Below are 23,484 nucleotides of genomic sequence, written 5' to 3'. Positions count from 1 at the left end.
GTTTGCCTCGGCGAGAACGGCTGGAACTAGAAGGCGGGTGTGCGATGGTAAAGCATCCTTTAGTTGGGGAGCGTTTCTGCTTTCAATCGGTTCACAAACCCTTGTAGCCATGTGTAATAGTTTTTGGCGTGAATCACCTTGTTGAGATCCTTATTCACGTCTTGTCGGATGGTTTCCGGTGTATCTTTGTCCTCCAGGATTTCTTTCAATCTCGGCATGACTTCTTCAATGGCGCAGGTTACGACCTCAATTTCTCGTTCCAGCTTTGACGTCAAGAACTTTTGAAATGCAGAGAGGAAGTCCGGTTCGGCCCGGAACAATTCTTTTCGTCCTTGCTTGTAGTCGAGTTTATAGATCATTTTTGAGTCAATGAGGGATCGAACCGCGTAACTAATACTGCTTTTGCTCATACCCATCATATCTTTCATCTCATCCATCGTCATCGGTCTGTCTTCGAAAAACATCAAGGCGTACAGTTCACTCGCTGAGTGCGTGAGATTGTACCAGTCCATGATGCTGGAGATGGCATGCATCATCTTCTGACGAAGTACCTGTACTTCCTCTTGCCGCAAAGCTGTTTTCACACTCACTACCTCCTGAATGCATCCCTTGCTATGAACAGATGAATTGAAGGGATAAAAGAACAGAAAAAATTGAACAAAATAACGACGGATCATGTATCTAAAAAGGTAATTCTTCGCGGATATTTCGAGTTCCTCCACGGAATTTCGCGATTTACATACAGTTAACAAACACTTAATCTCTGATCCACCATATATCAACATATCGAACGTACAATCCAAATTGAACGAACGGAGGGTTCACATTCAGACAGAAGAGAAGGATTGTACATGAAATGGTTGCTGTTACTTTTGGCAATTGTGCTGGAGGTGTGTGGAACGACGCTGATGAAGTTGTCCAACGGTTTTTCCAGGTTCACTCCGTCGCTATTGATGTTTGGGTTCTACGGTGCAAGTCTTGTTGTCCTGAACATCGCGCTAAAGCAGATTCCGGTGGGTGTGGCTTACGCGATTTGGTCAGCGCTTGGCATGGTGTTGATTTCCTTCATCGGCGTTATGTATTTTAAGGAACCCCTGTCTCCGATGCAGGTCACATCCATTGCCTTGATTATCCTTGGTGTTACAGGTTTGAACTTGAGTGGCATCCATCGGTGATGTTGCAAGAGGAAGGAGGAGTGATTCGCAATGAGGAAACTCAGCCCCACCATGACAGACCAGGTCGGAGCAACCAGTGAAGTGTGCATGACTTCACCCTACAAAGCAGAGCCCAGAAGTATGAAGTTGCGGCCACTGAAATGGAATTGGCCAGGGTTCATCCTGATGCTTCCGGCACTGGTGTTTATGACATTGTTTGTTTTTATTCCCACGGTTTATGTCATCTACTTGAGCGGGTTCAAATGGAACTTGTTAAGTGCAACACCGAAGTTTGTAGGCTTGAAAAACTATGTGGAGTTGTTCTCCTCGCCCGATTTCCGTGAGTCCTTGTGGAACACACTGTTTTTTTCCGGCGGCATGATGGTTATATCCTTACCGCTCGGGTTGCTCCTTGCTGTTTTGTTAGACAAAAAGCTGAAGGGCACAAATTTCTACCGAACGGTACTGTTCAGTCCGTACGTTATACCCCTGGTTGGTTCAGGTTTGGTATGGACGCTTCTATACAACAAGGATTACGGCCTGGTGAACAGGGTCTTGTCCCTTCTACACATTGCTGGACCTGACTGGCTGGGTTCAGCTGCTTACGCGCTTCCGGCAGTCCTTGTCATGTCCGTTTGGCAATACCTCGGATACTACATGCTGATTTTCCTCGCCGGATTGCAAAGTGTTCCTGATGCAATCAAAGAGGCAGCGGCAGTCGATGGAGCCGGTCGTTGGTCAACTTTTCGTCATGTCACACTTCCGTCCTTGGCACCTAGCATTGTCTTTGCCATGGTGGTCTGCTTGATTCAATCCTTTCAGACCTTTGATCAGGTCTACGTGATGACAGGCGGAGGTCCTAACAATGCCACGTCGACCTTGGTGTACTACATCTATAACGAAGGTTTTCAGATGTTCAACATTGGCAAGGCGACGGCTGCATCGGTACTCCTTCTGGTTTTGCTCTCCGTTTTAACCTGGTTGCAGGTGAAAATGAGCAACCGATGGGTGGTGGAGGAATGATAAACCCAAACAATCGTTTGGAACGAGGCGTATCCCACATTATCTTGATTCTATTTGTAATCTTGATACTTTTACCAATCTATTGGATGTTCGTATCGGCCGTTCAGACGAATGACAACATTTTCAGTCCCAGATTTCATCTCTTGCCTCTCAATGTGGACTGGGGGAATTTCGTTCAGGCTTGGCGGGCCGAGCCGTTCGGAATCTTTTTCGTGAACAGTATCGTTTCCAATTTGCTCATTGTGTTTTTTCAAGTGATTACATCCAGCATGGCGGCGTACGCTTTGGCATTTACAGAGTTCAAAGGCAAGAAAACAATTTTCTTTCTGATTCTCATGGCCATGATGATCCCGATGCAAGCCACGTTTATCCCGGTTTACATCATGCTCAGCAAGGTTCATCTCATTAACACGTACGGTGCTCTGGTCATTCCGTTCATTGGCAGTGCCTTTGGAATCTTTCTGCTTCGGCAGGGATTTGTCTCCGTGCCCAAGGAGATGGTTCAGGCCGCCCGCATTGACGGAGCTTCAGAGTTCCGCATTCTGTGGTCTATCGTGTTGCCAAACGTCAAACCAGCCATCGTTACCTTGGTGTTGTTGAACTTTGTGTTTCACTACAACAGTCTGTTCTGGCCGCTTGTAACGACCAATTCGACCAACATGCGCGTGATTCCGGTGGCTTTGTCCTACTTTTTGAGCCAGGATGCGGGGCAGCAGCTGCAATGGAATCTGTTGATGGCTGCTGATTTGTTCTCGATTGTGCCGGTTATCGCCATCTTTCTGTTTGGCCAAAAGTACATCGTCAAGGGTGTTGCCAATACGTCACTCAAGGGTTGACCCAGTCAGCTCACTGGGCTGTTCAAATACAAAAGTGATTTCACAATAGGAGTGGAGAACATGTCGAAGAAGTGGACAAAAATCAGTGGAATCAGCATCGCCTCTCTAGGCATGCTGGCCTTGGCTGGATGCGGTCAAGGCGCTAACGGAACGAGCGTAAATGCATCTAACGATACCGCTGCAGGTTCTGGTAACAAGCCCGTACAGGTGACGTTTTGGTACGGGATTGGCGGTAATCTCAGCAACGATGTTCAGGAGATGGTTCAGGAATTTAACAAAACTCACCCCAATATTCACGTCACGGCGACCTACCAAGGTAGTTATTCCGGCGGTGGACCTGAGCAACAGAAGCTGTTAGCAGCTTTAAAGGCGGGAGATCCTCCGACTATGGCACAGATTGAAGTACACTCCATGCCAGTGTTCGCTGCAACGGGGAAACTGGTTGATTTGACGGACTTCATGCAGAACAGCAGCGTGGACAAGCCCGATAACTTTTTGAAAGGTATGCTGGTCAGTACACAATTCAACGGAAAGTATTACGGCGTACCGCTAAACCGCAGCGTTCCCGTACTGTATTATAACAAGACACTTTTCCAAAAGGCAGGCATCACCGCACCACCGACGACGTGGGCGGAGTTGCAGTCTGACGCAAAAAAGTTGACCCAGGGCTCCGGTGATGCAAAAGTATATGGTTTTGAGCCGTTGGTTGACTGGTGGCCTTGGGAATATTCCGTTTGGTCTGGAGGCGGAGATATCCTCTCGAGCGATCTTAGCAAGGCAACCTTCGATAGCCCTAGCGCAAACCACATTTTGTCAATGGAACAAGCGTTGGTCAAGCAAGGCTATGCGACGGTTGAGTCAGGACCTCAATATTGGGATCTCATGACACAGGACTTCATTCACGGCAGAGTGGCAATGGATATTGACTCTATTGGTTCGGCTGGAAAAGTAAAAGCTGGCGTCAAAAACTTTGACTGGGGAACAGCGGTATTGCCGAAGGATGCTACCTTAGCTGTACCTCCTGGTGGCGGGGACATCGCAATCATGCAGGGGGCATCCCAAGACCAAATCAAAGCTGCCGAGACCTTCATTGAATGGTGGACTGCACCACAGCAGTCAGCAAAGTGGGCCGAGATGACAGGTTACCTGCCCGTTCAAAAGGCCGCAGTGAGCGATCCGAGTTACCAGGACTACCTGAAGAAAAACCCTCAGTTCAAAACGGCACTTGATGAGTTGCAGTACCAACATGCGGCGCCCGCATCTCCGAATTACTTGGGCGTATTACAAAATGTTCAACAAGCTCTGCAGGGTATATTTGACGAAGGCCAGCCTGTTGACCAAACGATGAAAAACGCAGTCAATCAAGCAAACAGCGCATTACAGTAAGGCAGTCAAGAAAGTTTAGTTCCGTAAAAGAAGAATCGAGGTCAGGTCTTGTACCTGCCTCGATTCGACTTATGGTGCGCTTGGTTAGAATGACTTGAGGAATCTGGGATGAATAAAAATTTGGAGGAGCTACCATGGTAAATCACTCAATGGTCCTTGGACACCGGGGTTTCAGTGCAAACTATCCGGAGAACACGCGCCTGGCTTTTCGAAAGGCATTAGAACTGGGAATAGACGGCCTTGAGTTTGATGTTCAACTCACTGCTGACGAAGTACCAATCATCATGCACGATCCGGCGGTAGATCGAACAACGGATGGACGGGGACTTGTATCCTTGATGGATTATGGTCAAATCCGACAACTGAACGCAGCCAAGTGCAGACCGGAAATGGGGTTTCAATCGGTACCCACCTTACAAGATGTTTTGAACGATGCTTATGAGGTGTGTCCTAAGGGATTTTACAATATTGAGATTAAGGTGTATGACGAAAATTGGAAAACTCTGATAGATCGTGTCGTCTCAGTTGCTAATCAACATCCGCTTCGCAAGCAGATTCTCTTTTCCTCGTTTCACCACAGGTGCCTTGAGTATCTTAAAGATCACTATCCAAGTTTCGAAGTTGGTTTGTTATTCGATCAAGAGATAGCGGATCCTTGGTACATTGCCAAACAATTGAAAGCATATTCCGTCAACCTCGACTATCGACTTACATCTGATGAGCTCATCTCAGCTTGCCATGCCGAGCAACTTCGTGTTGCTGTCTGGACAGTAGATGATCCGGAACAAATTCAAAGATTTATTCACCGAAATACAGACATTGTGATTTCTAATGTTCCTGACATGGTTAAGCGTATTAAAGATGATTTTGCCGACTAGTAAAAATCATCTCCGTTTTTACATGATGCCTCCTGTAGCAGTTTACAAGATCAAGCATTTTAAGAAGGAGATGTTGATCTGATGGCTCGAGTGAGCTTGAAGCATGTTTGGAAAAAGTATTCTGAGGCGATGATTGTGAAGGATTTCAATCTGGACATAGAAGATAAGGAGTTCGTGGTCTTGGTCGGCCCCTCGGGCTGTGGGAAGACAACAACCTTGCGCATGATTGCTGGGTTAGAGGAGATTTCCGAAGGGGATTTATTCATAGGTGATCGTCGGGTGAATGATGTGCCGCCCAAGGACAGAGATATTGCCATGGTATTCCAGAATTATGCCCTTTATCCTCATATGTCCGTGCGCGACAACATGGCATTTGGACTCAAATTGAGAAAGTTCTCCAAATCTGAAATTAATCAGCGGATCCGGGAAGCAGCGAAAATTCTCGATATCGAACACTTGCTAGACCGAAAACCAAAAGCGCTCTCAGGCGGCCAACGCCAGCGCGTTGCGCTTGGACGGGCAATTGTGCGTGAACCTCAGGTATTTCTCATGGACGAGCCGTTGTCTAATTTAGACGCAAAACTGAGGGTTGGGATGAGGGCGGAAATTCGTAAACTTCATCAACGAATTCAAACAACTACAATTTATGTTACTCACGATCAAACTGAGGCAATGACAATGGGAGATCGCATTGTTGTTATGAAAGATGGAGTCATTCAACAATGTGGCACTCCTCAGGAGGTATATCATTCTCCAGCAAACATGTTTGTGGCTGGGTTTATCGGTTCACCGGCTATGAATTTCCTTCGTGGAAGAATCGTTGAAGAAAATGAGCAGGTGTATTTTCGCACCACGGGCACTTCCATTCTCCTTCCGGAAAATAGATACCCGATTTGTCGTTCCGAAGGAGTCATCGGACAGGAAGTTATTTTAGGTATCCGTCCCGAAGACTTGCACATTGAAGATACTCTAACGTCACAGTATCCAGAATCCGTGATTTATGGAAAAGTTGAAGTCAGCGAGAATGTTGGTTCTGAAGTCTATCTACATGTGACAGTATCGGGTCAAAACATCATTGCCCGCGTGAACTCGAGATTTTATCTTCAGCCGGGAACACTGGTGAAACTAGTGTTAGATATGAATAAAGTTCACTTATTCCGCGCCGATACACAAGAGGCGATTGGGGTGACGAATCAGACAGAGGGTGTGTACGCTGGTGAAACAAATTAGACCCCGTTTTTGCCGTGGCGGCATCGTCCCATAGTATCAGTCAATGGCCATGTACACCCGTACAAGTTCCAACCTCAGTTCTGTGTTACGTTAACAATCTCCCCATACTAAACCCTATGTAACAGTTCCAAAAACGGTCGTTTATGGTGCAATGCATTGAACGCTGCGCATGACACCATAAACGACCATAAAACAGTGCCAAAACACGTGCCGCTTCCGCGTAACGGTGTACGTACGCAAATCTATGTTGACAATTGAATTCACAGAGAAGTATGTTAAATATAACTAGAGATGATAACGTTATCATGGAATCGTGTGGAAAGCCGTATTGTTCTATAGGCAGCGATGTGACCATTTTTTGATAACGTTATCAGAAAGCGCTTACGAGAGGGTGGTGATGATGGCAACCGTGAAGGACGTGGCACGTCTGGCCGGGGTTTCGCCTATCACCGCATCGCGTGCGTTGAACAATCCGGCACTTGTACATCCAGACACCATTTCGAAGGTGAAGGCTGCCGCGAAACAACTGGGTTACCAGCCGAGTCGCGTTGCACAGGGGTTGCGAACAGGACAGACGTGGATTGTCATGCTTTCTGTGAAACAGAAGGACACGTATGACCCCTTACTGTTCGAGTTTGCCACCGGGGTCAGCGAGGCTTGTAGGGAAAACGGGTATTCGCTGTTGATCTATCCAACGGACGGGATAGCAGAACTGGAAAGTTTCATTGGAAAAGTGGACGGCGTCATCCTGACCGACATCAAAGATCACGACGCCCGCGCGGAACGCCTGAGTGCTGAACTGACGATTGGGGCTTTCGGTCAGACACAGTACGATGTGCCGCAAATCGACGTGGATAACATGCTGGGCGGTCAGTTGGGCACTCGGCATTTGCTGATGCTCGGGTATCGCGATATTGCGTTTATCACCAGCAGTTCAGATTTGTTGTTTCTGCAGCACCGGGAACAGGGATACGTTCACTGCATGAAGGAAGCTGGACTAAAACCGACCATCGTGTACAACTCCTTCGATATGCACGGCGGGTATGCGGCGATGACGTCTCTCGAACGCACTCCAGAAGCTGTCTTTTGCGCGTCAGACAGCATGGCGGTAGGCGTCTTGCGTTACCTGCACGAACGAAATTTGCGAATCCCAGTCGTCGGCTACGACGGCGGCTACTTGACGGAAATCACAGATCCTCCCCTGACGTCCGTAAAGCAGCCGTTCTTTACAGTTGGAAAGCGATTGGCGGAAGCAATGTTTGAGTGTATGAGCAGCGGCAACATTGTCCGCGAATTGGTGGAGCCTGAGTTGGTGGTCAAGGACTCAACCTGGCCACGGATCGAATGACTCCAAAGGAATTCTTGACTGAAATGGAAGCATGGAGGGGGCATGTGAGTTGCTGAAAAAATGGATGGCAGTGACTGCGGCAGCAGTCGCGTCTGTCGGTGTGCTTGCAGGCTGTGGATCCGGCAATTCAGGCACGAACGACAACCAAGCGAGTGGCAACGGACAAGGTGGCAGTGTGAATTTGACACTCGGCATGTGGTCGTCGAGTCCAGCGGAAAAACAGTTGGTGGAGAATCAGTTGAAGGCGTTTGAGCAAGCGAATCCAAACATTCACGTGAAGGTGGAAGTGGTCACGGGCGACTATCTGCAGACTATGCAGCCGAGGTTGGCTTCGCACACTGCGCCGGACGTCTTTTACGTGGACGCTTCGTACGCGCCGCAGCTGGAGTCCTCAGGGGTTCTGCTGCCGCTCGATGACTACATCCAAAAGGACCACGTGGACATCCAAGACTTCAGCCCATCCTTGCTGAAGGCGTTCCAGTGGCAGGGCAAGACGTACGGGTTACCGAAAGACGCCAACTCACTGGCGATAGAATACAACAAGGACTTGTTGGCCAAGGCGGGCATCCACACGCCGCCGGCCACTTGGGAGGACTTTGAAAAGGACGCGGCGCTTCTGAAGGCGAAGGGAATTACTCCGCTGTCCATGCCGATTGACGTGGCGCGGTACTACCCCGTTGTGTTGGACTGGGGTGGATCCTTCTATGACGCCAACAACAACAAAGCGACGTTCACTGATGCAAAGAACCAGTCGGGCCTGCAGTTCTTTATTGACAACTTCCATAAGGGATACATCAAGACACCGAAGGACTTGGGCGCAGATTGGGCGGGACCGCCGTTTGCACAGGGCCAGGTGGCGATGGTCGCGGAAGGTGCTTGGATCATTCCCGCGCTGCAACAGACTGCCAAAGGACTACACTACGGCGTGACGGACTTCTTCACACATTACGGAAAGTCCGCCAACATGCTGTATACGGTTTCTTACTCCATCGCGAAGTCTACCAAACACCCGGACGAAGCTGCAAAGCTCTTGTTCTACCTGACTGGCAAGGACGCACAGAAGATGACGGCCGAATCGGGCTTGGCGATTCCTTCCCGGCAGAGCGAACAAGGTGATTTCCTGCAAAAGTACCCAGATTACAAGGCGTTCGTCGACGGTCTGAAAGGCGGTACGCCGTATCAGTTTGGAACGTTGGGTCAGAACTTTGTGGACGCCATTAACAAGGCCACGGAAGCCGGAGTGCTTCAGAACCAATCTGCTGCCGACGTCCTGAAACAGGCGGATCAAACGTTGCAGACACAGACTCAATAATCGGTTGTTGCGGAATGCGTTAGGGGGGTGGATTCCGAACTCAGTCGACGGGATCCACCGGACCCTCAAGGGGCACGCACAGTCCGAATCGCGCCTGACGAAGGAGGGAACAGCATGAGCATGGGAACTTCGGAGACGCCTACGCTCATCGGACGACCGTCTGTGGAAGCAGCAGGTATGCCACCGCGGAAAAGGAAGCCGCTTGGTCGCAATCAGAAAGACGAGGCGCTGGCAGGCTACTTGTTTGTATTGCCGGCTATCGCGTCTCTGGTGGTGTTTCTGTTAGGCCCTATACTCGTCGCGTTTTACATCAGTTTTTTCAACTTCAACTTTTTGGACCCTGAGAACGCGAAGTTCGTCGGACTGGCGAACTATTGGCATTTATTTCACGATCCCCAGTTTTTGCGCGCACTTTGGAACACGACACTGTATTCACTGGGCGTGGTGCCGACTCAAACCGTTTTGGCGCTGTTTCTGGCTCTAATTGTCAACCAGATTCGGGGCAAGACGTTCTTTCGGGTTGCGTACTACTTGCCGCAAGTGACGTCCACGATTGCCGTCAGCGTCATGTTCATCTTTATTTTCTCACAACAAGGGCTATTGAATCAGTTTTTGCACCTGTTTGGTATCCAAGGCCCGACGTATACGAATGACCCCAAATTTGCGCTGGCTAGTCTCATGGTCATGGCCATCTGGTCGACGTCGGGACAATTCATGATGATATACCTTGCGGGTCTGCAAGATATTCCGGATGAGATCTATGAAGCTGCCGCTCTTGACGGTGCCAGTGGCTGGCGAATGTTGCGGTATATTACCATTCCCTCGCTGCGGCGCGTGACGTTCTTTGTCGTGGTCATGTCCCTCATTGGCACGTATCAAGTGTTTGACCAGGCCTACGTGGTCTCCGGTGGAGATGGAGGTCCCCTCAACTCTACGATGACGGTCGTTCTTGACGTGTTTACCAAAGGGTTCAAGACCATGCAAATGGGGTACGCCTCGGCCATGGCGTTTGTGTTATTCTTCATCATCCTGATCTTGACGTTGATTCAACATTACATCATGGGACGAGAGAAATGAGGGGGAAGCACGATGACTCATGCGAAGAACTTCCGCCCGCTTCTATATGCCGTTGCCATTCTGTACGCGTGCGTCTCTTTACTGCCATTTGTGTGGTCTGTGTACACGTCGTTGAAGCCGACTTCAGACATCTACCACACGTTTGTACCGTTTGGTCATCTCACGCTGCACAGTTATTCCGACATCATCAACAATTTTCCGTTTTTGCGCTGGCTGTGCAACAGCGTGATTGTGGCCACTATCGTCACGATTGGGAATCTCATCGTGAACACATTGGCTGGCTATGCCTTTGCGCGCTTGAGGTTTCCGTTCAAGGGCGCCCTGTTCTACCTGTTCATGGCCGTTATGATGATACCCAGTCAGGTCCTGTTGGTGCCCATCTACATCATGTTGGCGAAACTCGGCTGGATCAACACGTACCAGGGGTTGACCGTTCCGTTTCTGATGAACGCCATGATGATCTTTCTCGCTCGTCAGTTCTTCCTCGGCATCCCACAGGAATTGGAGGAGGCGGCGCGGATGGATGGATTGAGCCATTGGGGCATTTTCTTTCGGATTGTATTGCCGTTGTCCAGGCCGTTAATGGCCACGATGACCATTTTCACCTTCCAAGGGAATTGGAACTCCTTTCTCTGGCCAGTCCTGTTGACGACGAGCGACGACATGTACACGCTGCCCGTCGGGCTCAACTCGTTCTATGGTCAGTACGACGCGTACTGGAACAGCGTGATGGCTGGCGTACTACTTCTGACACTGCCGATGATTCTCGTCTTCCTCGTCTTCCAGAAGCATTTTGTCAAAGGCATCTCCACCACAGGTTTGAAATAGTGACGGACGAGCAAGGCGATGCACAGGTCACCTTGAAACTCATGTCATTCCGATACGTGGAATCCAAACATCATGTGAGGGATATGGATGGATTATCTGGTCATCAAAGACGGAGACACGTTCTTGCTGACAGATCTGTGCGGCAATATCCACGCGGATTCTGAAAAAGGGCTATATACCCACGATACGCGGTGTCTCGACACCTACGTCTTGACGCTCAACGGGAAACCCTTATCGAAATTGCACAGTTCCTGCGAGAAAAACTACATTTCCGTGATACATCTAACGAACGACGAAGAAGTGAACGACGGAGAGTTGAAACTGCATCGGGAATCGATTGAGGTCAAGCGTGAGCAGATTGTTCGAGGTGGCGTCTTTTACGAGAGGATGACGTTCTTCAACTACGCGCGCACGGACCTTGCAGTACAGATATCGCTCCAATTCGGTTCCAGGTTTTCCGACTTGTTTGAGGCGCGCGGCGCGGTCAGATCTTCCCGTGGCAAAGATCTGCCTCCAGAGGTACAGAACGGTGAGGTGACACTCGGCTATGTGGGGCTCGACGACGTGGAACGGGCGGTGGTCATTCGCTGCGACAAGGCGACGCGGACGACGGCCAATCGCTTCGATGTAGATACGTTGATCCAGCCAGGCAAACCGTTTGTCCTCGAAGTTGTCGTTCAGCCGCGCATCGACGGCGAGGCGGGGGAGGTCACGTCGTTCGCCTCCGCGTTGAAGGCGTTGGAGGCGGACTACGCGGCGTGGTTGTCCTCCTGCATGCGGGTAAGCACCGACAATGAGTCATTCAACGCCCTGATTCACCGAAGCCTGTTGGACCTGCGGACCCTCCTGACCGACCTCGGTGACGGTCCCTTTCCGGTGGCGGGAATTCCCTGGTATGCCGTGCCATTTGGCAGAGATAGCCTCATCACGGCGTTGCAAATGCTGCCCTTTCAACCCGAAGTTGCGAAAGGCACGTTGCGAACACTGGCGCGCCTGCAAGGTGAGAAAGTCGATGCCTGGCGGGCCGAGCAACCCGGGAAAATCCTGCACGAGCTTCGCCGAGGAGAAATGGCGAACGTAAACGAGGTGCCGTTCCAACGCTATTACGGTTCCATTGACAGTACACCTTTGTTCCTCGTGCTTGCCGTCGAATACTACCGTTGGACGAACGACCGCAGATTTTTGGAGGAGATTCTACCCAACATCCTGCGTGCAGTAGAGTGGCTCGACCAATACGCAGACATGGACGGCGACGGATTTGTAGAATACCATTCTGCAGACTCCAAGGGACTCAGTGTACAGTCTTGGAAGGATTCTTACGATTCCATGATTCATCCGGACGGTACCCTTGGCGTCAGTCCGATGGCAGTATCTGAAGTGCAAGGCTATGTGTATCACGCAAAAGTCGGCTTGTCTGAACTACTGCCATCGTTTGGCGAAACGAAGCTGGCTGAACGTCTAAAGGCCGAAGCTGAGCGGCTGAAGGAGCAGTTCAACGACCGATTCTGGATGGCGGACAAAGACTACTTTGCTACTGCCTTAGACAAGGATAAACGACAGATCCGAACGGTCACCTCGGACCCCGGGCACTGCTTGTGGTCGGCCATCATCGACGCCGACAAGGTGGACGCGGTGGTGCGGACGTTGTTGTCTCCGGGCCTGTTCTCCGGGTGGGGGATCCGCACCATGAGCAGTGATGAAGCGGTGTACAGTCCTATCAGCTACCATAACGGATCCGTATGGGCGCATGACAACGCTCTGATTTTGCTCGGGTTTGCGAAGAATGGACAGACGGATGCCGTGAACACGTTGACCGAGGCGCTGCTGAGAGCCAGCCTCGAGTTCCCGTACCAGCGACTCCCAGAGCTGTTTTGCGGGCACGATGCCTCGCTTGGATTCATTGTCCGCTATCCGGTCGCATGTATGCCGCAGGCGTGGGCGGCAGGCACGCCACTGGCCATGTTCCAGGCGATACTCGGGGCGAAAGTCGACGTGGCCGCGAAGACGATTACGTTGTCACCCACTTGGCCCGCGTTTCTGTCCAGGATTCAGGTGACCAACATGCCCGTCGGAGAGACTCGCGTCTCTTTCACGCTGGACCGCGATAAAGGCGTGGTGGAAGAGTCGTTGAACGGGTACCGACTTTGCGTGACGCAACCTGAGTAAGCGGTCCATCCAAGATCCGTATTCATCCTGAACGACGACACAAAACGGTTGACTCTCCTAATGCCTTCAACAGAGTTTACGCCCCCTTGGAGATGGTCTCTTGTTGTCCTTGCTTCGCTGAACCGCGCAAGGACGACGCGGCCATCCCCAACAAGGTTGCGACCAATAACGCCACGTACGCCCATCGATAACCGTTGGTGATGAGCCCTAGGTCGGCCTGGTTGAGCGTTGTGGCGGATCCCGTGTACACAGCGTCCTGCAGGCGGGACGGCAGCACTGCTGTCACAATGGTGAGGGAAATCGCGGTGCTGAGCACCTGACCCATGTTTTGAAGCATGGATCGCAACCCGTTGGCAAATCCACGGCGACTGGATGGAACGGACGTCATGATGGAGCGCGTGTTTGGCGTCAAAAACAAGCCCGACCCAAAACCGACCAAACCCATACCGATGGCGTTGGGCACATACATCGGATGCGGCCCCAGGCAAAACATCAGTATGACTAGACCGACAGCGCTGATACCGAGTCCCGAGGTGGACAGCACGCGTGCACTGAAACGACTTGTCAACGCCCCGGCCATCGGAGAAGCCACAAGCACGCCAAACGTAACCGGCAGAACGGCAATACCGGCCCAAAATGCGTCCAGTCGCAGAATGGACTGCAAGTACAAGCTGGTCAACAGGACAACGGAGACCCTGGCAAATGCGTTCAGGAACGTGGACACATTGGCCATCGTATAGGCACGGTCTCGAAACAACGTGAAATCAAACATCGGGCTTTTGATGCGCTGCTCCACCAGAATCAGAACCGGCGTCAACACAACAAAGATGGCAAAGCCTCCGACGACCAGCCAATTTCGCCACCCCAGTGTACTCCCTTCCGACAGCGCAATAATCAGCCCACTTAGTGCAACAAAGGTGATAGCGGCGCCCCACCAGTCGATAGGCTTTCCTGAGCCACGGGAAGGCAAGTTCTTCAACACCGCCATTCCGGCGAGCACGCCGACAATTCCAATCGGAACGCTCACCCAGAACACCCACTGCCAACCAAAACGGGACGCTACCACGCCCCCGATAACGGGACCCGCCAACTGTGCTGCAGAACTGACGAGAACGTTGAAGCCCAGTCCTTTGCCGAGGATAGGCTCCGGGAACGCATCCGTGATGAGCGCGGTGTTGTTGGCGATAATCAGCGCGCCGCCAGCCGCTTGTGCAGCGCGCAGAAGGATGAAAGTCCACACGTTCGGTGCAAATCCAATGGCGAGACTGACTGCGGTGAACAACACCATGCCCAGCAGGTACAGCTTTTGTCTTCCGTACGAGTCGGAAAACTGCGCGAATACAATAATGAGTACAGTGTTCACCAACATGAACGACAACAGAATCCAGTTTGCAAGCGTGGCTGTAGCGCGAAAATGGCGCACAATCACGGGCAGTGCCACATTGAGCGCGCCGAGGTTCACCATGACGAGGATGACTCCAAGACTGGTGATGGTCAACACCAACCACGGATTTACCGTCCGTTTTGCATGGGTTATATTGGATATCGAGGTAATCATGTTATATTCCACTCCACGTTTATTTCTGTTTACGAAATATATTATACTCCAACGGTTGCACCCAGAGTGAATTGCGTGCATCGAAGGCAGCACTGTGGAGTTCGTGCACGGGCTGGAAGAGGCAGCACGTCCGGCGCAAAATGTACGATTTCCACGGGACGCACGTACTACTCCTGAAGCTCCCAACTAGAATTCACTGTAATAGCGGATGAATGCCGCTGACGTTGAGTGCGGAAGGAGGGAATTTGTGTGGTTCATCGCGGGCATTGTATGCCGTTTATCGGTCAACACGTCGTATTTCGGACGAGAGATGGGATTCACCACCACGGTATCTTGCACGCCGTACGGGACGATGGAATCCTCGTACGGCCGGTCGGTGGCTCCACAACACGGCTTGCTGCCGCTGCAGGGACGGAGAGCAGCGCCGCCCTGCTGCAGGACGTGCCTCATGCGACGAAAGATATTGAGGAGGCATGGTTCCCATTCTTTTTCTTTCCATTTCTTGCGCTTGCCTTTTTGTCGCCTTGGGCTTGGTGGTGGTAACAGGCTCTGACGCAACCATGGCGTGAAGCATGATTCAGGAGCGGGAGTACGGCCTGACGGTGGGCAATCCCGCTCCTTTTTCCTATGGTTTGCAGAACGAGCGGCAACGCGATAAGGTACCAAGATAAGTGAGACTCTGAATTGGAAGTGGATTGAACGATGATTTATTCCGACGGCATTCACTTGATCAGCGATACCAGTCTGGAAGAATTGCATGCGTTCGCGGAAAAGATTGGGTTGAAACGGGGATGGCTTCATCATACGCCGGGGCGTCCACACTATGACCTTGTGACGGAAGACATTCGACAACGGGCACGCGATGCAGGGGCAAAATTTGTCGGACGTCGAGAACTGGTCGCTGCGATTCGACGAAATCCATTGTACGCGGAGTGGCAAACGGAGCGTGCGCGCCGCCGGAACAGGGCGAATCGGTCGGTGCGGGAATAAATACGCCTTTGTGCCACGATTCCGTGCAAGGCACAAAGGCGCATACGGTCTTATAGACCAGGGTTTGTTGCGCGGGTGAAGCGAGGGCCCCAATAATATGGGTCATTCAAGTCTTTCACCTGAACGCCATGCGATGTGGTTGCGGAGATGAACTTTCCGTCTCCGACATAAATGCCATCATGTGAGAAATCGGATCCATCGGTATTGAAGAAGACCAGATCTCCAGGTTGCAATTCAGCTTTCGAGATGACATGTCCAACTTGTGCCTGCTCAGCTGCTGTCCGCGGCAAAGATTTGTGGAAATGTGCGAACACCGTTTGGACCAGGCCGGAACAATCAAAGCCGCTTGTCGATTCGCCGCCCCACTGATACGGCACACCGATGAATTGCTTTGCGTAGTTGGCAATTTGTTCGCCGATGTTGGAATCATCCGATGAGACCGACCGTTGTGCAGGTGGGCGCGTGTTTGATTGAATGGAGAAGTTTGCCGATTGAGATTCGGTGTTGATTTGCCAAACGGTTCCATTCCAATTGGAGTTGACGTGCAGTCGATTCAGAACTTTCATCACGTACCATGCAGGCATGTATGTAGTCTGGTGTCCAGAAGCGGGGTCTTCCGCTACGATTTCGTTCACCTTTTGCACGAGGTGGCCGTTTACATAAATCGAGCTCGTTCCGGTACCTGACCGAACACCATTCAAATCCAGCGTCCGGGATGTGGTGAAGCTCCACGCATGATTGTGCCACGTGCTGTGGATATTGAGCTTGTCGAGCGCCTGCATGAGGTACCAAATTGGCATGTACGTGGTGTCGTCTTGGACGAAACCGTATGGTTTGGAGATGGTTTGCTGATTGACGACGATGGATTTTTGCTTCATGGACGGGGAACTGACATTCGCAAATGCCGTCAAGGGGCTAGAAACGACGGCAGCACTAGCACAAAATGTACTAGCACACAAAGACATGAGGCTCTTCTTTTTCAATCAGGCACGCTCCTTCACAGTCCTACGAGGTTAGTTGTCGGGTTCGGGCGAAGGATTCCCTACACAGCCGAGAAGCTGTGATTCACCCCGTCAAAGAGTCCCCCGTTCTTGCGATTCGGACCTTCTCATTCCAATGTTTCTTATACCATTCGATAGGATGGTGCGTTTTATGTCGGTTTCCGCGTCAAAGGCGAGACAATAAATATAACGACATCCACTATACAACCGCACACTTCGACAAACTTTGCGTCGACGCCGTGTTATACTCCAATCAAACCTCATCGAAGGTACACCTGCGTGAGTCACCGATACGGTTGCGGTGGCTCTTTGGCGTGCAGATGATTTGGGGAGTTGACCGAGTACACGGTCCTGTTTATTCTTTGCCCCGTTCATACTCGGTCATTCGACGTCAAATCAGGTTATTGGACCCGTCTCTCTCGACCTTGCCATACTTTCTCGCGCAGCTGAAACTTCTGCAATTTCCCGGTCGATGTCCGTGGCAATTCGTTGACAAACTCATACGATTTCGGCACCTTGAACCCTGCGAGGTGAGTCCGGCAGAATTGATCCAATTCGTCCGCTGTCACTTCCATTCCCGGTTTTACAACGACGAACGCCACAGGGACCTCACCCCATTTATCATCAGGTTTCGCAGTGACGGCCGCGTCGATGATGGCGGAATGCTTTAGGAGCACCCCTTCGACCTCGACGGAAGACACGTTTTCTCCGCCCGAAATAATCACGTCCTTCAGGCGATCCACGATTTCAATGTAGCCGTCTGGATGGATGACGGCTAAATCGCCGGTGTGAAACCAACCGTCGCGCATGACTTTGGCCGTCTCTTCGGGATCCTTATAATAACCTTCCATGACGACGTTGCCGCGGGCCACAATCTCTCCAATTTCTCGACCGTTCCATTCGACCTCGGTCCCATCCTCGCGCAGTACAGTGGTTTCGCCGCTGAAAACCATTTCCACACCCTGGCGGGCCTTGATTTCCGCCTGTTGGTCGGCTGGAAGTTGTTCATGCGCTTTGCGCCATTCACAGTAGGAAATAAACGGGGAAGCTTCGGTCATGCCGTAGACGTGGATAACTTCCATGTTTAAGTACTTCTGTACTTTTTCGATAATCGCGGCTGCTGGAGGCGAACCGGCGGTTGCGATGCGTGGTTTGGTTTCCAGCTTCACATCCGTTAGGTTTGGCGCTTGAACGAGCATGTTGAGTACGGTGGGAGCCCCGCACGCGAGCGTGATTTTCTCTCGTTCAAACAATTGCAGAACATAAGCAGGGCTTATCTTGCGAAGACACACGTGCGTGCCTCCGACCGCCGTCACGGCCCAGACACCACCCCAGCCGTTGACATGAAACATTGGCAGGGTATGCAAATAAACGTCTTCATGCGAGACCCGCAAATGCAGCAAGAAATCGGCTGCATTCATATACGTGTTACGGTGTGTCAGGATGACACCCTTTGGTCGCGAGGTCGTTCCACTTGTGTAGTTGATGGCGATGGGCTGATTTTCATCGATAGCCGTGCGAATGTCCGCAGGTGATGACGCGGCGAGGAGTTGTTCGTAATCGATGGCCTGTAATGGCGAGCCGTAGCCACTGTTCACTTGGATGACGTGACGGACCTTGGGCAAGGTGGCAACGATGTCTTCCACTACGGAGCCCCATTCGGAATCGACAATGAGGATTTCGGCATCGCTGTGATTCACAATGTGCCGAATTTCGTCAGGTTTGAGGCGAATGTTAAGAGGTACCAGCACCGCGCCAATCTGACAGACTCCGTAAAAGCACTCCAGCATTTCATGCGTATTCGGCGCCAGGACCGCTACTTTGGTATTTGTTGTAACGCCTAAAGATTGCAATCCATGAGAAAGACGGTTCGTGCGTTCAGAAAACTCCCGGTATGTAAACCGCAACTCTCCGTCGATGACCGCTACTTTGTTCGGGTACAACTTCAACGCTCTACGTTTAAAATCCATAGGAGTTAAGGGTGTAATCAGAGGGGATCATCCTTTCGAGACCTATCTATGATGATTATCAGTAGTATTACTTGAATGATCGTAATACTCAGTATTTTCTTTGTCAAACCGCATGAATCGGAGGGGAGAATCGGCGAATATTGGGTGTGGGTCATTCACGTATAGGTCAAATGTGCCGTTCTTTCCTGCGAAATTCGGCTGTATCCTCGCATTTTCTATACAATTCAATCTTTGATGTTTCGTGATGGACGAGCTACACTTTACGAAACTGAATATCGTGTTGCGCTGAATCCCGAAAGGGAACGGGGGAACCAATCTTGGGGGTGAATCCAGTCTAGCTGACTGGTAGGGAAATCTCTTAATCCCAAACCCGACAGCTAACTTCGTAAGCGTTTAAGAGAGGAGAGCGGTTTTATGCCCAACGACACAGACTTGATTGAATCACCCCCGTAGATACAATCTGCGGGGGTTTTCTGTCTGAAAACACCCTAATGCATCGACGTACCCAAGGACACAAGTACGTAAACGAAATACTACCATCGGGAAAGGATGAGGATTGTATGCAAGCCAGGAGAGCCGAACTGAAGAAATTACTGCAAAATTCTGAGGTTATATCGTACCTAGACAAATTGCAGCACATGAATCGTTCCAGAAGATGGGTAATTCCGCCCTGTGGTCGTCGAAGTGACAAAAGATACATGTCCCAACGAGGTAACTCATAAAGACAGGGGATGGAGGGTAGGCGAACCCGGGTGAACCACTACCGTCCAATTTCCGTGTCCAGACCGTGGAGTGGTTTTTGTTTGATGAGAAGCGCACTGTGATGACAAAGGCCCCCACACCAAATCGTGGGAGGCCTTTGTTGTAGTGCATGTGAACTTCTGTAGGGCATGTACAGAGAAGTATCGCGTACTCACTTTTTCATACCTACATCATACAGCGAGAGGAGTAGATCATTTGAATGGTTTCGTTCCAATTTCGGAACCGACGGAAAGGACCTTGTCACGGAGACTGACACGTGAACAACGCAAGAAGCACAAGCGCAGGAGGGTCCTGCGCTGGCTGTTTGGAAGCACGTTCACCACGGCGATATTCGTTGCGGCGCTGGTGACCGTCGGTTTCGCCACGCCGTGGGGACGCAGTATTCGTTTGACAGCTGCTGAAACGGTGATTACAACGCGTCACGCGTATTTGGCGCACTTTCTGACCACGCCGGCAGAATACAGCAAGTTGTGGGCAGCGTTACACCAGGCTCCCAAAAACACGAATGCCCCGAGATACATCCACGTGGTGTCGGACACCAGGTCAACTTCGCCGATTGAAGTTCTCCCGTTGTCCGGCAGCGGATGGAATGGCTATGCAATGCTGGTACACAACCCGAAACTTGTACGATTGGTGACCGCCCACGTGCAGAACGGTATGGGTGAGTACATCAGCGACATGGTCAAACGCACGGGCGCATTGGCAGGCACAAATGCCAGCGGATTTGAAGACCCGCAAGGCGCGGGGTGGGGCGGCATCCCAGTCGGCCTCGTGATGACTGGCGGCCAAGTGGTACAATGGCCCAAAGGCACGGAAGATTGGACCACAGTCGGCTTTACCAAAGACGGCGTGATGGTGATGGGGCGGTACAGTGTTGCCCAGCTCCAGCAAATGGGCGTCCGCGACGCCATGCAGTTCCACCCCGAACTCGTGGTGGACGGCAAGCCCATGATTACGTCCGGAGACGGTGGTTGGGGATACGACCCACGTACGGCCATCGGCCAACGGAAGGATGGTACGGTGATTTTCATCGTCATCAACGGCCGTTTTAAAGGCGGATCGGGGATGGGTGCCAGCCAACGCCAAGTGCAGGATGAGATGCTGAAGTTAGGCGCGGTGAACGCGTGTGCGATGGACGGTGGATCGTCCAGCGTTTTGTACAAGGATGGAGAGATTGTCAACTCGCCGTCGACCACAGACCCGAACCATCAGCGCCACTTGCCAGACGCATGGCTGGCCTTTCCGTCGGTAGAAGCGGCCAACGCGTATAGTCGCTAAGGGTCTGGTGCAAACCCATCTTAAATGCTACCGACGTGTTACGTTGACATCAGAGTGGACGGTCAACTCTGCAACCGTTGCCATGTTCACGCCAGAGCTCACCAGTTTCCGTACGGACTGACGAACGCACTAGCCTGCTTGCTTGCGAATAAAACTGAACACGAAAAACATCAACAGAATGAAGATGACCAAAAACACGACAATCCAGCGTACAATGAAGGACATATCCATCGGCGGTAACCCCTCCTTGGGTGTTCGCGTGAATAAACTGTACGGCTCTTGATAGGGGGCTGCGAGTAAGTCAAAGATCATTGCGTAAGCTCCATACGTATTACCTTTGAATCGATATAGCATCGGACAGCCCTTGTGTGGCTGTCCGATGCCCGTCTGTGGCACGTCCGTTCAGATAGGAAGGGGGGAGGTGGGATGTACCGGATATGAAGTTTTTGTGTGCCACAGACATGCCATATCATAGTGATAAATCATTCCAAGTTGGAACGGACAGGTATCTTGTAGGACAAGTCCACCTTGTGGGGTCTATGCGAGTCAAAGTCTCAGACACTTTCCCGTGGGGAAAGTTACTGTTCTATACATGAGTCTTACCGTATTTTTGAATCAATTCATCCAATCCGTTCCTTATTGCGTCCTGATACGTATCCACAAATTGCTTGATGCGTTGTTCGGGAACCGCAAGACCCAACTTACGGCTTGTATCATAGACATGCGCGGCTTGTACGCCCTTATCAGACAAACAATAAAACGCCCCTATGTACGGGGCGTTTTACTAGGCTCGTACCTATCAACAGAAAGGGAAAAGAATGAAGAACAGTACAAAAATCACGAGAAACGCAACTTCAGCACGACGTACGCCAAAGGACATTCTGTGTCACCTCCATATAAACCAAAGTTAATATAGGGTATGGCGGGAGATTCAGTTGTGAGACGGCTTGTATCATAGAAATGCACGGCTTGTACGCCCTTATTAGACAAACAATAAAACGCCCCTAGAAACGGGGGCGTTTTATTGGGAGGTGAATGTACGATGGTGGCTTTGGTGGTGCGTCGATGGGTAATTTCACTATATGCCACCACAGTTCAAAAACAACGGCTTGTACCTATCAAGCAAACCAAATAAGCAGTTGTCCATTCCGATACTAGACTATGATACATGCCGACTGTGGGACCGATTGTAAGTGAACAACGATGTACGTTAGTTGTCCACCTAGATTGCACCACCTCGGTACAACTCCGACTAAAATTACGTAACAAAAAACGAATATACTACGCCAGGTGACTTTACCTCGCACGTATTTCGTTACGAAATCACCACGGCTCTTTAACTCGTTGCGTACCGTCATCCAGAACTTGGACGACTCGTTCTTGTCAATCCAAATACCCAGCACATCTTTCTTTACATCGTTCCAGGTCGATCCCCACGACCATGTATGCGGTCTTATTGACCACCTGGCCATCTTGCTTCATTTTGTAGTGGATAGCATCAGGAACACCATGGCGTAAACTGTCTGCAACGGCCGATCAGCAATCTCTACTTCGCCGTATTCGAGCGTTAATGTCTTGCGATGGGAGTTTACACAAACTTTCCGGGAACCACTCCCTAAAGCCGCCAGAGTCCATATCTCTCTTGCACATTCCCATGATATTCGACTGATAAAGCCGATCTTAAAAACCCGCCCAGCTGTGACTCACTTGCCTTTTCTTTTCATTTTAACCATGTCATTTCCCTACATGCCATTTGGGCAATACTACATTCCGTAACAGGTGAAGGAATTTAAGTACGTCCCCTCGGTGGATGAACCACTCGTGTTGGGTTGACTTATGCCCGACGTCAAATTGCAGTGCATCCAATTCGGCGGGGCTGCGGACTGACGAACGCACTAGCCCGCTTGCGAATAAAAACTGAACACGAAAAACATCAACAAAATGAAGATGACCAAAAATACGACGATCCAGCGTACGATGAAGGACATCGGCGGCCCTCCTTGGGTGTTCGCTTTATCGTTCACATCATCTGGTTTTACCTACTATTCAATGAACGAGCTGTACAGCTCTTGATGGGGGACTGCGAGTAAGTCAAACAATTGCGTAAGCTTTCACACCTATACCTTTGAATCGCATATAACATTGGACAGCCACACAAGGGCTGTCCAATGCCTGTCTGTGGCACGTCCGTTCAGAAGGGGGAGGTGAGATGTACCGGATATGAAGTTTTTGTGTACCACAGACATGCCATATCATAGTGAGGTATCATTCCCAGTTGGAACGGACAGGTATCTTGTAGGACAAGTCCACCTTATGGGGTCTATGCGAGTCAAAGCCTCAGACACGTTCCCTTGAGGAAAGTTACCGCGGAATGTACTTTTTAAGTCAGACCAGCAAACATCTCGGAGGGGTACAGTTACCCCTCCGAGATACCGGTTTTATGTTGATTTTGATTTCGAAACATATTTTTTAATCGCCTTTGCGGTCCCTTCATCTACATTCTTACCGTATTTTTCAATCAATTCATCAGCGTTCGATCCGTTCTTTATTGCGTCCTGATACGCATCCATAAATTGCTTGATGCGTTGTTCGGGAACCGCAAGACCCAACTTGTCGATATACTTTCTAGCAAGCTGTTCCACTTGCGATGGGCTTTTCCATTGCTCGGGATTGACTTTTTTCACGTC

At 50.7% G+C, this 23,484-nt stretch carries 19 protein-coding genes, 1 pseudogene and 2 riboswitches; of the genes and pseudogenes, 14 read left to right on the top strand and 6 right to left on the bottom strand.

The window, feature by feature from the left end; translation table 11 throughout:
* Positions 1-59 precede the first annotated feature (59 nt).
* Positions 60-584, bottom strand: a complete 525-nt coding sequence (locus YWK_RS0109655) for a GbsR/MarR family transcriptional regulator (protein WP_342664243.1) — start codon at positions 582-584, stop codon at positions 60-62.
* Positions 585-851: 267 nt separating this feature from the next.
* On the opposite strand from YWK_RS0109655, the gene YWK_RS0109650 reads away from it, so the two are divergent.
* The 11 genes from YWK_RS0109650 (at position 852) to YWK_RS0109600 (ending at position 13,238) form a co-directional block, all read left to right on the top strand.
* On the top strand, positions 852-1,175 hold the full coding sequence (locus YWK_RS0109650) for a DMT family transporter (RefSeq protein ID WP_026964619.1): 324 nt from the start codon (positions 852-854) through the stop codon (positions 1,173-1,175).
* Between the two features lie 30 nt (positions 1,176-1,205).
* Positions 1,206-2,177: a carbohydrate ABC transporter permease gene (locus YWK_RS19290; RefSeq protein WP_051375440.1), complete on the top strand. Its 972-nt coding sequence runs from the start codon at positions 1,206-1,208 to the stop codon at positions 2,175-2,177.
* A 212-nt stretch (positions 2,178-2,389) separates the two neighbouring features.
* A complete protein-coding gene (locus YWK_RS0109640; protein WP_245578584.1) occupies positions 2,390-3,013 on the top strand; it encodes a carbohydrate ABC transporter permease in 624 nt (207 codons plus the stop codon).
* 60 nt (positions 3,014-3,073) lie between these two features.
* Entirely contained in the window at positions 3,074-4,399 is a 1,326-nt protein-coding gene (locus tag YWK_RS19285; RefSeq protein WP_051375439.1) for an ABC transporter substrate-binding protein, read from the top strand.
* Positions 4,400-4,533: 134 nt separating this feature from the next.
* On the top strand, positions 4,534-5,277 hold the full coding sequence (locus tag YWK_RS0109630; protein ID WP_026964617.1) for a glycerophosphodiester phosphodiesterase: 744 nt from the start codon (positions 4,534-4,536) through the stop codon (positions 5,275-5,277).
* 81 nt (positions 5,278-5,358) lie between these two features.
* Positions 5,359-6,507: an ABC transporter ATP-binding protein gene (locus tag YWK_RS0109625; RefSeq protein WP_026964616.1), complete on the top strand. Its 1,149-nt coding sequence runs from the start codon at positions 5,359-5,361 to the stop codon at positions 6,505-6,507.
* Positions 6,508-6,907: 400 nt separating this feature from the next.
* A complete protein-coding gene (locus YWK_RS20995; RefSeq protein ID WP_026964615.1) occupies positions 6,908-7,855 on the top strand; it encodes a LacI family DNA-binding transcriptional regulator in 948 nt (315 codons plus the stop codon).
* A 49-nt stretch (positions 7,856-7,904) separates the two neighbouring features.
* Positions 7,905-9,167 (top strand): ABC transporter substrate-binding protein, encoded by a 1,263-nt coding sequence (locus YWK_RS0109615; RefSeq protein ID WP_026964614.1) that lies wholly within the window; start codon positions 7,905-7,907, stop codon positions 9,165-9,167.
* A 114-nt stretch (positions 9,168-9,281) separates the two neighbouring features.
* Positions 9,282-10,244, top strand: coding sequence for a carbohydrate ABC transporter permease (locus YWK_RS0109610; protein ID WP_245578583.1), 963 nt, complete (start codon positions 9,282-9,284; stop codon positions 10,242-10,244).
* Between the two features lie 12 nt (positions 10,245-10,256).
* A complete protein-coding gene (locus YWK_RS0109605) occupies positions 10,257-11,072 on the top strand; it encodes a carbohydrate ABC transporter permease (RefSeq protein WP_026964612.1) in 816 nt (271 codons plus the stop codon).
* Between the two features lie 87 nt (positions 11,073-11,159).
* A complete protein-coding gene (locus tag YWK_RS0109600) occupies positions 11,160-13,238 on the top strand; it encodes an amylo-alpha-1,6-glucosidase (RefSeq protein WP_026964611.1) in 2,079 nt (692 codons plus the stop codon).
* A 76-nt stretch (positions 13,239-13,314) separates the two neighbouring features.
* Here the strand turns inward: YWK_RS0109600 and YWK_RS19275 are convergent, their stop codons facing one another.
* Positions 13,315-14,796 carry an MFS transporter gene (locus tag YWK_RS19275; RefSeq protein ID WP_051375438.1) on the bottom strand — a complete coding sequence of 494 codons (1,482 nt, stop codon included), beginning with the start codon at positions 14,794-14,796 and terminating at the stop codon, positions 13,315-13,317.
* A 249-nt stretch (positions 14,797-15,045) separates the two neighbouring features.
* On the opposite strand from YWK_RS19275, the gene YWK_RS0109590 reads away from it, so the two are divergent.
* Both YWK_RS0109590 and YWK_RS0109585 read left to right on the top strand, forming a co-directional pair.
* Positions 15,046-15,339, top strand: coding sequence for a hypothetical protein (locus YWK_RS0109590; protein WP_026964610.1), 294 nt, complete (start codon positions 15,046-15,048; stop codon positions 15,337-15,339).
* A 159-nt stretch (positions 15,340-15,498) separates the two neighbouring features.
* The gene (locus tag YWK_RS0109585) at positions 15,499-15,786 is read left to right on the top strand and encodes a DUF4031 domain-containing protein (RefSeq protein ID WP_026964609.1); all 288 of its coding nucleotides are present in this window, start codon (positions 15,499-15,501) and stop codon (positions 15,784-15,786) included.
* Between the two features lie 50 nt (positions 15,787-15,836).
* On the opposite strand, the gene YWK_RS20990 is transcribed toward YWK_RS0109585, so the two are convergent.
* Entirely contained in the window at positions 15,837-16,769 is a 933-nt protein-coding gene (locus YWK_RS20990; RefSeq protein WP_051375437.1) for a C40 family peptidase, read from the bottom strand.
* Between the two features lie 4 nt (positions 16,770-16,773).
* Positions 16,774-16,900, bottom strand: a riboswitch (cyclic di-AMP (ydaO/yuaA leader).
* Positions 16,901-17,188: 288 nt separating this feature from the next.
* Positions 17,189-18,778 (bottom strand): long-chain-fatty-acid--CoA ligase, encoded by a 1,590-nt coding sequence (locus YWK_RS0109575; protein ID WP_026964608.1) that lies wholly within the window; start codon positions 18,776-18,778, stop codon positions 17,189-17,191.
* A 252-nt stretch (positions 18,779-19,030) separates the two neighbouring features.
* Positions 19,031-19,164: riboswitch (cyclic di-AMP (ydaO/yuaA leader) on the top strand.
* A 550-nt stretch (positions 19,165-19,714) separates the two neighbouring features.
* Between YWK_RS0109575 and YWK_RS19265 the strand changes: the two genes are divergently transcribed.
* Complete coding sequence (locus YWK_RS19265) at positions 19,715-20,797, top strand: phosphodiester glycosidase family protein (protein ID WP_051375436.1); 1,083 nt, start codon at positions 19,715-19,717, stop codon at positions 20,795-20,797.
* 1,325 nt (positions 20,798-22,122) lie between these two features.
* Here the strand turns inward: YWK_RS19265 and YWK_RS21470 are convergent.
* Positions 22,123-22,344 (bottom strand): annotated as a pseudogene (locus YWK_RS21470) (transposase); the annotation flags it as partial.
* Between the two features lie 891 nt (positions 22,345-23,235).
* Positions 23,236-23,484, bottom strand: a 249-nt coding sequence (locus YWK_RS22135; RefSeq protein WP_026964607.1) for a hypothetical protein, incomplete at its 5' end; no start/stop codon positions are given.

The organism is Alicyclobacillus pomorum DSM 14955, from assembly GCF_000472905.1.
Classification (GTDB): Bacteria; Bacillota; Bacilli; order Alicyclobacillales; family Alicyclobacillaceae; genus Alicyclobacillus_A; species Alicyclobacillus_A pomorum.
This window is presented reverse-complemented; position numbering and strand designations above follow the sequence as displayed.